At 59.8% G+C, this 13,915-nt stretch carries 14 protein-coding genes and 2 tRNA genes; 5 read left to right on the top strand and 11 right to left on the bottom strand.

Features of this window, described 5'->3' with window-relative positions:
• Nucleotides 1–90: 90 nt before the first annotated feature.
• A complete protein-coding gene (locus HMPREF9161_RS09260; RefSeq protein ID WP_009729401.1) occupies nucleotides 91–834 on the bottom strand; it encodes an ABC transporter permease in 744 nt (247 codons plus the stop codon).
• Complete coding sequence (locus HMPREF9161_RS09255) at nucleotides 831–1,580, bottom strand: ATP-binding cassette domain-containing protein (protein WP_009729400.1); 750 nt, start codon at nucleotides 1,578–1,580, stop codon at nucleotides 831–833. The genes HMPREF9161_RS09260 and HMPREF9161_RS09255 overlap by 4 nt, the downstream gene beginning before the upstream one ends.
• A gap of 362 nt (nucleotides 1,581–1,942) precedes the next feature.
• Here HMPREF9161_RS09255 and HMPREF9161_RS09245 point away from each other — a divergent pair.
• The 5 genes from HMPREF9161_RS09245 to HMPREF9161_RS09225 all read left to right on the top strand — a co-directional run bounded on the left by HMPREF9161_RS09245 (nucleotide 1,943) and on the right by HMPREF9161_RS09225 (nucleotide 5,117).
• Nucleotides 1,943–2,019, top strand: a tRNA-Val gene (locus HMPREF9161_RS09245).
• A 43-nt stretch (nucleotides 2,020–2,062) separates the two neighbouring features.
• Nucleotides 2,063–2,138, top strand: a tRNA-Val gene (locus HMPREF9161_RS09240).
• A 124-nt stretch (nucleotides 2,139–2,262) separates the two neighbouring features.
• Complete coding sequence (locus tag HMPREF9161_RS09235; RefSeq protein ID WP_009729399.1) at nucleotides 2,263–2,790, top strand: flavin reductase family protein; 528 nt, start codon at nucleotides 2,263–2,265, stop codon at nucleotides 2,788–2,790.
• Nucleotides 2,791–2,982: 192 nt separating this feature from the next.
• Nucleotides 2,983–4,242, top strand: coding sequence for a uracil permease (uraA, locus tag HMPREF9161_RS09230; protein ID WP_037348888.1), 1,260 nt, complete (start codon nucleotides 2,983–2,985; stop codon nucleotides 4,240–4,242).
• A complete protein-coding gene (locus tag HMPREF9161_RS09225; protein WP_009729397.1) occupies nucleotides 4,239–5,117 on the top strand; it encodes an RluA family pseudouridine synthase in 879 nt (292 codons plus the stop codon). The genes uraA and HMPREF9161_RS09225 overlap by 4 nt, the downstream gene beginning before the upstream one ends.
• 95 nt (nucleotides 5,118–5,212) lie before the next feature.
• Here the strand turns inward: HMPREF9161_RS09225 and HMPREF9161_RS09220 are convergent, their stop codons facing one another.
• From HMPREF9161_RS09220 to HMPREF9161_RS09180, 9 genes are all read right to left on the bottom strand, one after another.
• A complete protein-coding gene (locus tag HMPREF9161_RS09220; RefSeq protein ID WP_009729396.1) occupies nucleotides 5,213–5,986 on the bottom strand; it encodes a basic amino acid ABC transporter substrate-binding protein in 774 nt (257 codons plus the stop codon).
• 102 nt (nucleotides 5,987–6,088) lie between these two features.
• Complete coding sequence (locus HMPREF9161_RS09215; RefSeq protein WP_009729395.1) at nucleotides 6,089–6,382, bottom strand: zinc-ribbon domain containing protein; 294 nt, start codon at nucleotides 6,380–6,382, stop codon at nucleotides 6,089–6,091.
• A gap of 213 nt (nucleotides 6,383–6,595) precedes the next feature.
• Complete coding sequence (locus HMPREF9161_RS09210) at nucleotides 6,596–7,522, bottom strand: DUF1848 domain-containing protein (protein WP_009729394.1); 927 nt, start codon at nucleotides 7,520–7,522, stop codon at nucleotides 6,596–6,598.
• A gap of 155 nt (nucleotides 7,523–7,677) precedes the next feature.
• Nucleotides 7,678–8,964, bottom strand: coding sequence for an ArsB/NhaD family transporter (locus tag HMPREF9161_RS09205; protein ID WP_009729393.1), 1,287 nt, complete (start codon nucleotides 8,962–8,964; stop codon nucleotides 7,678–7,680).
• Nucleotides 8,965–8,996: 32 nt separating this feature from the next.
• Complete coding sequence (locus HMPREF9161_RS09200) at nucleotides 8,997–9,293, bottom strand: hypothetical protein (RefSeq protein ID WP_009729392.1); 297 nt, start codon at nucleotides 9,291–9,293, stop codon at nucleotides 8,997–8,999.
• 60 nt (nucleotides 9,294–9,353) lie between these two features.
• Complete coding sequence (locus HMPREF9161_RS09195) at nucleotides 9,354–11,024, bottom strand: glutamine--tRNA ligase/YqeY domain fusion protein (protein ID WP_009729391.1); 1,671 nt, start codon at nucleotides 11,022–11,024, stop codon at nucleotides 9,354–9,356.
• A 13-nt stretch (nucleotides 11,025–11,037) separates the two neighbouring features.
• Complete coding sequence (locus tag HMPREF9161_RS09190) at nucleotides 11,038–11,841, bottom strand: HD domain-containing protein (RefSeq protein WP_009729390.1); 804 nt, start codon at nucleotides 11,839–11,841, stop codon at nucleotides 11,038–11,040.
• A 38-nt stretch (nucleotides 11,842–11,879) separates the two neighbouring features.
• Entirely contained in the window at nucleotides 11,880–12,998 is a 1,119-nt protein-coding gene (locus HMPREF9161_RS09185) for a cell division protein FtsZ (RefSeq protein ID WP_009729389.1), read from the bottom strand.
• An 18-nt stretch (nucleotides 12,999–13,016) separates the two neighbouring features.
• Nucleotides 13,017–13,913 (bottom strand): DMT family transporter, encoded by an 897-nt coding sequence (locus HMPREF9161_RS09180; protein ID WP_009729388.1) that lies wholly within the window; start codon nucleotides 13,911–13,913, stop codon nucleotides 13,017–13,019.
• Between the last annotated feature and the right edge of the window lie 2 nt (nucleotides 13,914–13,915).

The raw sequence follows: 13,915 nt of genomic DNA, 5'->3' as shown, positions 1-13,915 counted from the left end.
AAAGCCGTACGGATTCCGTCCGCACGGCAAAAAATCCACGCTCATATTACCATTTTTCGATGGATGTTGTAAAGGTATACAGATATGACTTCAGCGGTTCCATCGGCAGAGGAAATATTCCGCCGCATCCAGCAGCGCAAAGAGCAAAAGGCCGATCGCGCTCAGAAGGACGATGCCCGCATACATATCGAGATAGTTGACCCGCAGCCACGCGTCCATGATGTAGTAACCGATGCCGTACTTCGTGCCGAAAGTTTCCGTAAAAAACAGCACGGAGATTGCCGTCGCCATCGCGATGCGTACGGCAGTGATAAATTTAGGAAGCGACGCGGGCAGAACGATATGACGGACAACCTGTCCGAACGAGGCGCCGAGCACGCGCAGCGAATCGTACGTCTCCGCAGGGATTGCCGCGACCGCATCGCGCACGGCAACGACGACTTGAAAAACGATGATGAGGAAGATGAGCAGAATTTTTCCCGTCTCCCCCACGCCGAAAAGCAGCATGACGACCGGAAGGAGCGCAATCTTCGGAATCGGATAAGCGAGGTAAAGGACGGGGGCGAGCACGCGGTTCACCCGCGGGAAATATCCCATCAAAACGCCGAGCGGATAGCCGACGGCGACGGCAGCGCAAAGCCCGAGGGCAATCCGCATGAGGCTGTACGCCGCATGCACGGCGATCGTATCTGAGAATTTTTGTCCGAGCCGTACGAATACCTGCCCGGGCGGCGGGATCACGGGCATATTCAGCAGGTGCGCCGCCAGCGCCCATAAAATGAGGCAGATCGCGATACCGGCTGCGAACATGCACGGAGAAAGTCTTCGCATCATGCGCTTGCCCCCGCGATCTTCGCCCGAAGGAGCCGGCCCATCTCAAAGAACGGCCGTGACGCGCTGCAGGCGAGATTTCCTGCAAAAGGGTTCTCGAACGTCTCGACAACCGTGCTGGGACGGCCGCCCATCACCGAAATACGTCCCGCGAGTGCGAGCGCCTCCTCAACATAATGCGTAACGAGGAGCGTCGTGACCGCATGCTTCTCCCACAGCGAGAGGAACACCTCCTGCATAGACTCCCTCGTAATCGCGTCGAGCGCCGAGAACGGCTCGTCCATCAGCAGGAAATCGGGAGAGAGCAGGAATACGCGCGCAAGTCCCACACGCTGCTGCTGCCCGCCCGAAAGCTCGCGCGGATAGCGGTCAAGAAGATCGGAGAGCCCGAGATCGGAGACGATTTCCTCGAAAGCCTCCGCCCAAGACTGCCCTCCCGCTCCTTTGACCCGCACGCCGAGGAGGATATTTTCACGCGCCGTTTTCCATGGGAGCAGCCCGTAGTTTTGGGGGAGGAACCCGATACGCAGCTGCTCCGGATTTACCTCCGCCCCGTCTACTTGCACCGTCCCCCGCATCGGACGCAGCAGCCCCGCCGCGAGACGGAGCAGCGTCGACTTTCCGCAGCCGGATGCCCCGATCAGCGCATGCACCGTACCGCGCACAACGGAGAGCGACACATTTTCCAATGCATGCGCCGCCTCGTCGCCGTTCCCATAGGAGAACGCCGCCCCTTCGACCTCCAGCACAGCATCCCCCTCCTTCACGCGGCTATTATACCTATCATGTTATACCAGAGTATCGGAAAAATAGCAATACAAGTTACAAGCAATCCCATGGAGTATATACATGCGGTTCAATGCTTTATACGAAATACAAAATTCCCGACGCCTGTCGGGTCCAATCCCCCATAACGACCGTAAAAGTGCGTCCTCTTTTCTATTTGTCTTAATGATTTCCCTCGTCAGCTTTTCGTTCCTTTTCCTCCTCCGCGTGACATTCTTTGACAAGACCGCGCCCGTGCCGCAGCATTTTCATAGATTCAGGCTTGACATATCCGCGCTTCGTCTGTTATAATCCGTCTTGTCGTTTGGAGACGAGCGGCAATCTCGGGGTTATAGCTCAGTTGGTTAGAGTGTCTCGTTGACATCGAGGAGGTCACAAGTTCGAATCTTGTTAACCCCACCATTTTGTTCCTTTTGTCCGCAATGCTGCGGATTTTTTCATCTTCGCTCACTTAGCTCAGTTGGTAGAGCATCTCCGTCACATGGAGGGGGTCGGGGGTTCGAATCCCTCAGTGAGCACCATCGATTTTTCAGCCGTCCCGTCGGGGCGGCTTTTGTATTGCTTCCCCAGCAATGCGCGCGGTTTACAGTCTGTGCTATAATAATATAAAGCCGATGCATAAACATATTGACGAGGAGGCGCATCATGTCCGTAAAGGAAATCAATCCGCTTGAGATGAAAGATAACGTGTTCCGGCTGATCGGTCAGGACTGGCTGCTGGTCAGCGCTGCAAACGGCGGAAAGACAAACGGCATGACCGCCTCATGGGGTGGTTTCGGCGTTCTCTGGGCGCGTCCCGTCGCGTTTATTTTTATTCGCCCCACACGCTACACCAAAGAGCTTGTCGATGCGCAGCCGCATATGACGCTATCCGTCTTTGACCGGTCGATGAAGCCCATGATGAACTATTTCGGCACCGTTTCCGGGCGGGACGAGGATAAGATTGCAAAGAGCGGCCTGACGCCGGCGGAACGGGACGGCTATACGTACTTCGAGGAAGCGCGGCTCAGTATTTTCGCGAAGAAGCTTTACGCACAGCCGCTCGAGGAAAAATATTTTACCTCCACTCCCGACGCTGCGCGTCCCAAAGAGGATCCGCGCATTTACTATCCGGAACGCGACTATCATACGATGTATGTCGCCGAGATAGAGAAGGTGCTTATCAGGGAGTAAACGGCGTGCCAGTCAAAGCCTTTAGCGGGCGCCGTATGCCGACATGCCGATCAGCCGTTCACAGCGGGAATGGCTGATTTTTATTATGATAAAATAAATTCGACAAGCCGCATATTCTGTGCTAGATTATTTTGTTGGGAAAGGTATGTCTTTTCCCTTCGCATCATCCATCTGAAACGGAGTGATCCCATGATGTCACAAAAGGCGATTGATACGACGGAGCGCCCGCCGCTTCTCAAGACGATCCCGCTGTCCCTACAGCATCTCTTCGCGATGTTCGGCTCGACGGTGCTCGTTCCGATTCTCTTCCACGTGAATCCCGCAACGGTGCTGCTCTTCAACGGCATCGGCACGCTGTTCTATCTGATCCTGTGCAAAGGAAAGATCCCCGCATATCTCGGCTCGAGCTTTGCCTTCCTCTCGCCCGTCTTTCTCGTCCTCTCGGAATACGGCTACGAGGCGGCGCTCGGCGGATTCATCGTGGTCGGCGCTGTGTTCTGTCTCGTAAGCCTGCTCGTGCATACGGCGGGTACGGGCTGGATCGATGTGATCTTCCCACCCGCCTCGATGGGCGCAATCGTCGCGGTGATCGGCCTCGAACTCATGCCGACCGCGGCGGGTATGGCGGGACTCACGGGGGACAAAACGGATCCCACCGTCATCTTCGTCTCTATCGCGACGCTGGCGATCACCATCTTTGCATCCGTCGCATTCCGCGGCTTTCTCTCCATCATCCCCATCCTGATTGGCGTCGTTCTCGGCTATGTGCTCGCCTTTGCCGCGGGGATCGTCGATCTCTCAAATGTGGAGCGCGCGCCGTGGTTCGCCATCCCGACGCTCTACACGCCGGAATTCGACCTGCGCGCCATTCTCATCATCCTGCCCGCCTCGATTGTCGTGGTCGTGGAGCATATCGGCCATCTCATCGTGACGGGCAACATCGTCGGGCGCAATCTCGCAAAAGACCCGGGGCTCGACCGCTCGCTCCTCGGCAACGGCATCTCGACGATCTTCTCCGGGTTCTTCGGTTCGACGCCGAATACGACGTACGGGGAGAACATCGGCGTGCTCGCGATCACAAAGGTCTACTCCACACGGGTCGTCGGCGGCGCCGCCGTCTTTGCCATCCTGCTCTCCTGCCTCGGCAAACTCGCGGCGCTCATCCAGAGCATCCCAACGCCTGTCATGGGCGGCGTCTCAATGCTCCTCTTCGGCGTCATCGCGGCCTCCGGCATCCGTATCCTCGTAGAGGCAAAGGTGGATTACAACAATCCGATGAACCTCCTGCTGACCTCCATCGTCATGGGCGTCGGCGTCTCGACGGCAAGTCTCACGCTCGGTACGGTCACGCTGCGCGGCATGGCGCTCGCGACCGTCATCGCCATCATTCTTTCCGTTTCCTTCCGCCTCATCTTCGCTCTGCGCCGCACACGCCGCGCATCGGGCGAATGACGGAGACGCGTGTCTCTCTGCCGGAGGGTGCGGAGGTATCCGCGAAATCGTATCTCACGCGAAACTGCGGCATCTCCGGCGGCCTATGGAAGCGCATCAAGCACAGCGGCACTTTCTGCAAAAACGGCGCCCCCGCCGTTGCCGCGCGCACCACAGTCCGTTCGGGCGACGTGCTCTCCTACGCCCTGCCCGTCGTCCCGTCCTTCGCAGCCGAGCGGCTCCCCCTCGATATCCGTTACGAGGATAGCGATCTGCTCATCCTCAACAAGCCTGCCGGCATGCTCGTCCATCCGACGACAAAGGAACGCTGCGGCACCGTTGCAAACGCCGTGCTGGGGCTCTATGCCGCGCGCGGCGATATGCGCGGCTTCCACCCGTGCCACCGTCTCGACCGCAATACGACGGGACTGCTCCTCATCGCCAAGCGTCCGGAGGTGCAGTATTATTTTTCAAAACACTGCGACGCTGTGCGGCGGGAATATCTCGCGCTCGCGGAAGGAACGCTCTCGCCGCCCGCAGGAACAATCGACGCCCCGATCGCGCGCGTGCTGCCGAGCATTATCCTGCGCCGCGTCGCGCCCGAGGGAAAGCCCGCGCGCACACATTATGGGACGGAAGCGACGGACGGCGCGCGTTCTCTGCTGCGCCTCTCCCTTGAGACGGGGCGCACGCATCAGATCCGCGTGCACCTCGCCCACCTCGGGTATCCCCTGCTCGGCGACGATCTCTACGGCGGATCCGCGGATGAAATCGCGCGCCACGCCCTGCATTCGGCGCGTCTCTCCCTACGGCATCCGCGCACGGGGGAATCACTGACCATCGAAGCGCCCCTGCCGGAGGATATGGCGGTGATCGTAAGCGCAATGGAGCGTTAGGCGCATAATACGGTATTTTACAATAAAAACGGGCTGCGGCTCTTTGCCCAAAGGCATTGGTGCCGCAGCCCGATTTTATATGGTCATCCGCCGGGTTATTTGCCCGTGCCGAACCATTTCTGATAGATCTTGTCGTATTCGCCGTTATCGCGCAGTTTCTTCAGCGCCGCGTCGATCTCCTTCTGGAGGTCGGGGTTATCCTTCGACATCGCGATGCCGTACTCCTCGGCCGAGAGCATATCGGAGAGCGACTTCACGCCGACGGCCTGCGACTGGTTGATGTAGTAATCGTTGACGGGGCGATCGTTGACGACCGCGTCCACGCCGCGCGCCTTCAGCTCCATAAAGCAGTCTGCCGGCGTGTTCAGTTCGGTTACCGTAACGCCCTCAAGGCTCTTGACCATATTGGCGCTCGTCGTCCCGATCTGCACGGCGACCTTATGTCCCTTGAGATCGTTGAACGACTTGATGTTCTCTTCATCAGAACGCACGACCATCGTGAGCCCCGACTGGTAGTACGGCGCGGAGAAATTGACCTTTTCCTTGCGCTCGTCGTTGATCGTCATGCCGCTGATGATGACGTCGATATTCTTTGCCTGCAGCGCCGGGATGAGCCCGTCGAACCCGATGTTCTGGATCTCCGCCTCGCGCCCCATCTCCTTTGCGACGGCGCGGATGAGGTCCATATCGAAGCCCTGATAGTCCTTCTGTCCCTCGTCCTGGAACTCGAACGGGGCAAAGTCGATCGTCGCGCCTACGCGGAGCACCTTTGCCTCCTGCTTGGCCTGATCGCCGGATCCGCCGCAGCCGACCATAGCGAGGCTCAGAAGTGTGCCCGTAAAGATCATCGCTAATTTTTTCAGTTTCATTGGGAAACCTCCTTATGTGGATAAAACGAAAGAGGGACGCTGCAAATACGCTTGCAGCAGTCCCTCTCCCCCAAAGGAAACGCTGAGTCCCCTTATATACGCTTAGAAACGCGCGGGCCGCTTCGCAGTGAAGCAGTCGCGGCAGTACACCGGACGATCCGTCTTCGGCTCGAAAGGAACTTCCGTATCCTTTCCGCACTCGGCGCAGACCACATGGAACATCTGACGTTCCCCGCTGCTTTCGTCGCGGCTGCGGCGACGCTTGTCGCGGCAGTCGCGGCAGCGCGCGGGCTCGTTCTCGAAGCCCTTCTCCGCATAGAACTCCTGCTCCCCTGACGTGAATACGAAATTATTTCCGCATTCTTTGCATACGATGGTCTTGTCTTCAAAAGCCATTCTTCCACAATCTCCCTTAAAACATAAAATTTTTGACGCTCCATCCGCCGAACTAGAGAGCGTTCATTGAGATTAGGTACGACCGAAACACTGAACAAATAAACAGTGCTTCACTCGTTCGCCGAACGACTAACAGGTCAAGAGGAAAGGATTTCAACGCTCTGTATTATACAGAGTTTTTTCATAGAGTGCAAGCATTTTTTATGAAACCGTCTAAAATAGCGCTTCCTGCACGTCGAGCCAGCTCTCCTGCCGCGGCGTATGTACACGATCGCCCGGCGCCGCCCGGCCGAGGAGGAAGGGCGACATGGGGTCGTGCGTGCGGATATTGCGCCGCATGCGCGCTTCATGAGACGTCGCATAGCAGTAGCGGCAGAGATGGCCGCAGCTGTCATAGACGCCGATGTCCGCGCCGAGATAACAGTCGCATTCCTTCCGCCGGCGCGTATACTGCGGGAACCGCATGCGCCTCCCGAGCGCCCGCTCATAGATGCGCTGCGTCATGCAGCCGCCGCAGTCCGCGCCGCATGCGGCGAGTTCTTTTCCCCCGCCGCACGGATAGACCGTCATGCCGTGCGCGCGCGCCGTCTCTATGATGTGCGCGCCAAGTTCCATCCGATCCGCGGGCATCACGGCGCGCACGCCCGGAAAGTTCCGCATGGTCTTCGCATAACGCGTGATAAAACTGATGATCACCGTCTCGGTCGTCCCCGCGAGGGTCTCCGCGATCTCGGCGAATGCGCGCCGATGAAAGTCCGGCGTATATGTTTCATTGATAAAGACGGGGTCGTAGCGCCATGCGATCCGCGGCACGCCGACGATCTCGGAGAGCCGGCGAAACGATGCGGCAACCGCCCGCCACGGCGGCACATACGGCTCGACGTCGCGCCCGTACGCTGTGATCGTCACATGCCAAAGCTGGCCGAACGGAGCGAGAAGTTCCATATGGGGGAGCATAGGCGCGGGGTTCTTCGTACAGAACCCGATGAGATCCACGACCGCGGGATCGATACGGTACCGCGTCACCTGCGCGGGGTCAAACGGATTCCGTACGGAAACGGTGCCCGCGCGCAACCGATTGATCAGCCACGGCGTATAGAATGCCGGGATATCCGTGCGCATCCCCGTGTGCAGGATCATCGTTCCGCCTCCTCACGATCTTTATTCAAAAAATACCCTCGCCGTCCGCGGGCGCGGCCGCATCCGGGAACAGCAAAACGGGGCCGCCGCACCTCCGCCGTAAAGGCCTTGATACAAGCCGCCCCGCAAACACGCGCACGAGAGGCGCACTTTGCTCAGAGATAGCGAAGATAGACGTACACGCTCGAGATCATGATCGTCAGGATCATCACGGGGAACGCGATCTTCATGAACCCGAGGAATGAGATCGGACGCCCGCGCTGTGCCGACATGGACGCGACGACGACGTTCGCGCTCGCGCCGATGAGCGTGCCGTTGCCGCCGAGACACGCGCCGAGCGCCAGCGACCACCACATCGGGGTAAGATCGCCGAGGCCCATCCGGCCCATATCCTGGATCAGCGGGATGAGCGTCGCAACGAACGGGATATTGTCGATGAACGCGGAGGCGATCGCGCTCATCCAGAGAATGAGCATCGCGGTCGCATCCTCATTTCCGTTCGTCACCTTGATCGCCTCCGCGGCGAGCATGCGGATCACCCCCGTCTCAACGAGCGCGCCGACAAGGATAAAGAGCCCGCCGAAGAAGAAGATGGCCGGCCACTCAATTTTGGAAAGGACCTTGACGATCGTGTTCTCGTCGCGCGTCGCCGTGATGAGGAGGAGCAGCGCCGCGCCGAAGAGCGCCACCGTCGCGGACTCGAGGCCGAGACTGCCGTGCAGGACGAAGAGCGTGATCGTCAGCGCAATAACGGCAAGACATTTCTTGAGGAGCGCATGATCCGTGATCTGCGCGTCGGCGGGCAGGCGCATGATCTTGTCCTGCAGCTCCGGCTGCGTGTGCATGCCCTTCCGATAGAGCCCAATGAGGATAAACTGCACAATGATAAAGATAAGGATGGAGATGAGCGTCAGATTTGCGACAAAATCCATGAAGTCCAGCCCTACCGCGCTGCCGATCATGATATTCGGCGGATCGCCGATGAGGGTTGCGGTCCCGCCGATATTCGAAGCGAGAATCTGCGATATGAGATACGGCATCACATCGACCTTGAGCTGCGATGTGATGCTGAACGTGATAGGTACGGTGAGGAGCACCGTCGTCACGTTGTCGAGCAGCGCCGAGCACACCATTGTGATGGTCGAGAGGACAACGAGGAGGGCGATGGGCCGGGCCTTTACCTTCTGCGCGGCCCATATCGCGAGGAAGTTAAAGAGCCCCGTTTCGCTCGTGATATTGACGATAATCATCATGCCCATGAGCAGCCCAATCGTATTGAAGTCAATGTGATGTACGGCCGTCTCCTGGTCTAGTATCCCAAAGAGAATCATGAGCATCGCGCCGAAAAGGCCGACGATGGTGCGGTGCACCTTCTCGGAGATGATGAGCGCATATGCGGCGACGAATATCACGATCGCCGCAGTCGTTGCTGTTTCCATCATTACACATCCTTCTTCTCATCCAGAGAAACTCATCACGTCGCCGTGATGATCACCTGTCGGCCGCTGCGCCGTATCTTCAGCCGGTAACTCGTCACATGCTCCTGTGCGAGCGTCAGCTTCAGTTCCGTCAGTGCCCGGCCAAGTTCTTCAGTCTGCGCGGAGGTCAGCCCCGCGCGGGCAAGGTCGGCGGGAGGTTCTTTTTCCGCTTTCGCGCGGGCGCGCTCCTCTGCCTCTTTTTCCTTGCGCAGCAGGGTCTCGGCAAGCGTTTCCTCCGCTTCGTGCCCCCGCATCATATCTTTATCGGACAGCCCCTTGGGAATCTTTGCCACGGCAAACCTCCTCATACCGTTTTCTCTGCGACGGAAGATATCGTCATTGCCGACGGGAACTCACTTCGCCTTGCTCCACGAGTCCTTCAGGCCGACAATGCGGTTGAACACCATGTGATCCGGCGTCGTGTCCGGGTCGACGGCAAAGTAACCGACGCGCAGAAACTGATAGCGCGTCCCCGCCGCCGTGAGGCGAACGCTCGGCTCGACCTTCGCGTCCGTGAGGATCTCGAGAGAGTGCGGATTCAGCGCCGCAGTGAAATCGTCGGATTCCTCCTCCTCTTCCGCAGCGCTGCGCAGCAAGCTGTCGTAGAGGCGCACTTCCGCCGTGAGCGCATGCTGCGCCGAGACCCATTGGATCGTACCCTTGACCTTGCGGTGCGCGGTGGCGCCGCCGCTCCGCGTCTCCGGGTCGTAGGTACAGCGCAGCTCAAGGATATGGCCCTCTGCATCCTTGACGACTTCCTCACATTTGACGATATAGGCATGTTTCAGGCGCACCTCTCCGCCGGGCTTTAGACGGAAGAACTTCTTCGGCGCCTCCTCCATGAAGTCTTCGGCGTCGATATAGAGTTCCCGTCCGAACGGCACATAGCGGTGCCCACCGTGTGTCGGGCTGTTTTCCGCCATGAGATACTCCGTCTCGCCCGCCGGGTAGTTCGTGAGGACGAGCCTGACGGGACGCAGCACCGCCATGATGCGCGGCGCGTTGCGGTTGAGCTCGTCGCGTACTGCATGCTCGAGCATGGCGCTGTCCACCGTGCTGTTGCTCTTCGCGACGCCGATCTCCTCGCAGAACGCGCGGACGGCGGCGGGCGGGTACCCGCGACGGCGCATCCCGGAGATGGTCGGCATCCGCGGATCGTCCCATCCGCGCACATATCCTTCCTCCACGAGACGGCGCAGTTTGCGCTTGCTCGTAATCGCGCCCGAGAGATTCAGCCGCGCAAACTCGATCTGGCGCGGGCGGGTCTCAGCCGGAAAACCGAGCGCCTCGAGCAGCCAGTCATAGAACGGGCGGTGCTCCTCGAACTCGAGTGTACAGAGCGAATGCGTGATGCCCTCGATCGCATCCGAAAGAGGATGCGCAAAGTCGTACATCGGATAGATGCACCACGCGTCTCCCGTCCGATGATGATGCGCATGCGCGATGCGGTAGATCACCGTGTCGCGCAGGACAAGATTCGGCGACGCCATATCGATCTTCGCCCGCAGGACGCGGGCCCCGTCCGGGAACTCCCCCGCCCGCATCCGCCGGAAGAGGTCCGTATTTTCCTCTATACTGCGATTGCGGTACGGGCTTTCCCTGCCCGGCTCGGTCAGCGTGCCGCGGTAGGCGCGGATCTCATCCGCCGTGAGGTCGTCCACATAGGCGAGTCCTTTTTCGATGAGGCGGACGGCGTACTCGTAGAGGCGCTCGAAATAATCCGACGCGTAGAACCGCCGGTCTCCCCACGAGAAGCCGAGCCAGCGGATATCCTCCTGAATGGAGTCCACGTACTCGACATCCTCTTTCGTCGGGTTCGTATCGTCAAAGCGCAGATTGCAGAGGCCGTTATAGTCCTCCGCGACGCCGAAGTTGAGGCAGATGGATTTGGCGTGTCCGATATGGAGATACCCGTTCGGCTCGGGCGGGAACCGGGTATGAATGCCCGTGGCGTGCTTCCCGTTCCGCAGATCCTCGTCGATGATGTTTCGGATAAAATTCGATGTTTTCGATGTTTCCGCCATTTCGTTGTCCCTCTTATCCGTATAATTCCGCTTGGTCCTCTTCGCCGCAGCGCCGCGCCACATAGGCGCGCAGCCGCGCAACGCCTGCGGCGATACCCGCCTGTGCGGGCAGACTCTCGATAAACGCGTCGATATAGCCGCGGTCGCGGATGCGCCGCAGCGTCCATACGAAATTGATATCGTAGATCCACATCAGCCGCACAATCCTGCGGTCGCCGTGCGTCCTGAGCCGATAGTAATCCGCCTGCCGCCCCGCCGCAAAGTCCGCGATAAAGTCCGGACTGACCTCCTGCGCCGCATCCGACGGCACGAAGTTCGGCGCTTTATCCGCCCCCTCGGGCGTTAGGAACGGCAGCAGAACACGGTAAATATCCAGTTTATCCGCATCGCGGATAAGTTTTGCAAAAAAGAGCCTGCGCCGATCGTCGGTCGCCGCAATTTCCTTTTTATTGTGATACTTAACCGCAAAGCGGACGAGATCGGCGTCCGCCGCACTGAGCCGATCCATAAAATCGAGCCCGTCAAGCACCTTCAGCCCCAGTTCCGCATGATCCTCCGACTGCGCGTCGTTAAAGGTCCGATAGACGGCGTACTGGCGAAACCGCCCCACGTCGTGGAAGAGCCCGATGATCTCCGCGAGCGCCGTGTCGTGCAGGCCGCAGCCGAGGTGCCGCGCGAGCGCCCGCGCATTCGCGGTCACATAGCCCGTGTGGATCTCCTTGAGCCGGATCCCGCGCATGACCTCCGCATCGTCCGTGTGATAGGAACGCATATAGCCGTTCATCCACGCGTGCATCTCATGCAGGAGTTCCTTCATCCGCGTTCCTCCTTTCACATACGCGACGAAACCGGCGTCTATGTCCGATGCGGCGGGAACGGAGGAATGGCAAAGGCGCCGCCGATCCCCGGCTTGGACGGCGGCGGATTCTGCATAAACGACGGCATATCAAAATCGAACGTATCGGCCGGCACCGCGCTCTCGGGCGGCGCCGCGTCCTCCTGTTTACGGACGGCGCTGCCGTCGTCGAAATCCGTCGCAATCACGGTCGCCTGCACCTTGCCCGCCATCTCCGGCTGCACGGCGAGCCCCGCGATGATATTGACCTCGGGATGCGCGCTCTTATGAATGAAATGCACCGCCTCGTCGACATCGCGCAGACTCATCTTCGGATCACCCGTAAGGTTCAGCACGACGCCGCGGGCTCCCGTAATACTGCGGTCAATGAGCGGGCTTTCGATCGCCCTGCGGATGGCTTTCTGCGGCGTATCGTCGACCCCGATGGCGAGCAGCGCGTCGCTCGACGCGCTCTGGCGGAAGATCGTCGTCACATCGGAAAAGTCCACGTTGATGACGCCCGTCGTCAGAATCAACTCCGCCACGCAGCCGACCGTCTGGCGCAGTACTTCGTCGGCAAGCGCAAACGCCTCGACAAAGGACATGCTGCGGTTCGGCGCGATTTTCATGAGGTTTTCATTGCGGACGGTGATGCACGCGTCGGTGAGCGCCTGCATCCGCACGATGCCCTCCTGCGCCGTGGCCATTTTGCGCGGCAGTTCGAAGGCAAAAGGCGTCGTGACGACGCCGATCGAGAGAATGCCGAGATCGTGAACGATCTCCGCGACGACGGGCGCCGCCCCCGTCCCGAACCCGCCGCCCATCGTCGCCGCGATGATGACGAGATCGGCTCCCTCGAGGGTGCTGCGGATCTTCTTTTCCTCCGTGCGCGCCGCCTGTTCCCCCAGTTCGACGCGTCCGCCCGTACCGCGCCCGTTCGTCAGTTTCTCGCCGAGGGGCAGGACGGAGATGCCCTCCTTATAGAGCGCGTGAAGCTGCCTCATATCCGAGTTGATGCCGATCAGCGTGAGATCGAGGTTGTATTTCTCACGCACGCAGCGCACGATATTGTTGCCGCCGCCGCCGACGCCGACCACTTTGATGGTGATTTTCGGTTTGACAATTCCCTCTGTCGGCATAATAGACTCCTTATGACGTCACCGCGTGTGCGGCGATTGACGCGAAAACGTATCCTCGGGCATCTGCGTAATGAGCGCGCCCGCCAGGAGCAGCGCGCAGCCCGCGATCTGCACGGGCGCCATGACCTCCCCGAGGACGAGACGGCCCGCGACAGCGGCAACGACCGCTTCCAGCGACAGGATGACCGCCGCCTGCGCGGGACGCACATATGCCTGCCCAAGGATCTGGCACGTATAGGCGACGCCGCAGGAAAGGATCCCCCCGTAGAGGATCGGCGCCGCCGCCCCGCGCACCGCCGCCCACGTGCAAGTCTCGTAGAGCGCAGCGAGCACGATGCTGCCGATCGTACAGACGATCAGCTGCGAAAGACAGAGCTCGATCCCGTCCACCGCACGCGCGAAACGGTCAATGAGGAGAATCTGCGTCATCCAAAAGAACGCGCTGATGAATACGAGCACATCGCCCGCATTGAGCTCCATCTCGCCGTAGGCCGAGAGGAAGTATACTCCGGCAAAGGCAAAGACCGCGCCCAGCCAGTTGACGAGGCGGATACGCTGCCCGAGCAGCATCGCCCCGATCGGCACGAGGACGATGTAGAGCGTCGTAATGAACGCCGTCTTGCCCGCCGTCGTATAGATCATAGCGACCTGCTGCAGCGTCACGCCGACAAACATCGCCAGACCCACCGAGACGCCTGCGCGAAAACCCGAGCGATAGGTCCCCGCCCGCCGCATCTGCGCGCGCTTGCCGCCGTATGCGAGCCATAGCGCCAAGAGGCACAGGACGCCGAGCGCGAACCGCAGCGCCGCATACGTATAAGGCCCGAGCCCCTCCATGCCCACAATCTGCGCCACGAACGTCGTCCCCCAAAAGAAGGACGCCGTGAGAAGCATCATGATACCGCGCAGACGCATCG

Source organism: Selenomonas sp. F0473 (assembly GCF_000315545.1).
In the GTDB taxonomy this organism is placed as follows: Bacteria; Bacillota; Negativicutes; order Selenomonadales; family Selenomonadaceae; genus Centipeda.
Note: the sequence above shows the minus strand (reverse complement) of the source record. Positions and strands in the feature narration are given on the sequence as shown.

What these genes read in the sequence shown, in the direction of transcription:
- HMPREF9161_RS09210 (WP_009729394.1), bottom strand. Translation starts at nt 7,522, where the DNA reads ATGATCCTGCACACGGGGATGCGCACGGATATCCCGGCATTCTATACG.
- HMPREF9161_RS09195 (WP_009729391.1), bottom strand. Translation starts at nt 11,024, where the DNA reads ATGGCGGAAACATCGAAAACATCGAATTTTATCCGAAACATCATCGAC.
- HMPREF9161_RS09260 (WP_009729401.1), bottom strand. Translation starts at nt 834, where the DNA reads ATGATGCGAAGACTTTCTCCGTGCATGTTCGCAGCCGGTATCGCGATC.
- HMPREF9161_RS09220 (WP_009729396.1), bottom strand. Translation starts at nt 5,986, where the DNA reads ATGAAACTGAAAAAATTAGCGATGATCTTTACGGGCACACTTCTGAGC.
- HMPREF9161_RS09180 (WP_009729388.1), bottom strand. Translation starts at nt 13,913, where the DNA reads ATGCGTCTGCGCGGTATCATGATGCTTCTCACGGCGTCCTTCTTTTGG.
- HMPREF9161_RS09235 (WP_009729399.1), top strand. Translation starts at nt 2,263, where the DNA reads ATGTCCGTAAAGGAAATCAATCCGCTTGAGATGAAAGATAACGTGTTC.
- HMPREF9161_RS09205 (WP_009729393.1), bottom strand. Translation starts at nt 8,964, where the DNA reads ATGATGGAAACAGCAACGACTGCGGCGATCGTGATATTCGTCGCCGCA.
- HMPREF9161_RS09215 (WP_009729395.1), bottom strand. Translation starts at nt 6,382, where the DNA reads ATGGCTTTTGAAGACAAGACCATCGTATGCAAAGAATGCGGAAATAAT.
- uraA (WP_037348888.1), top strand. Translation starts at nt 2,983, where the DNA reads ATGTCACAAAAGGCGATTGATACGACGGAGCGCCCGCCGCTTCTCAAG.
- HMPREF9161_RS09225 (WP_009729397.1), top strand. Translation starts at nt 4,239, where the DNA reads ATGACGGAGACGCGTGTCTCTCTGCCGGAGGGTGCGGAGGTATCCGCG.
- HMPREF9161_RS09190 (WP_009729390.1), bottom strand. Translation starts at nt 11,841, where the DNA reads ATGAAGGAACTCCTGCATGAGATGCACGCGTGGATGAACGGCTATATG.
- HMPREF9161_RS09185 (WP_009729389.1), bottom strand. Translation starts at nt 12,998, where the DNA reads ATGCCGACAGAGGGAATTGTCAAACCGAAAATCACCATCAAAGTGGTC.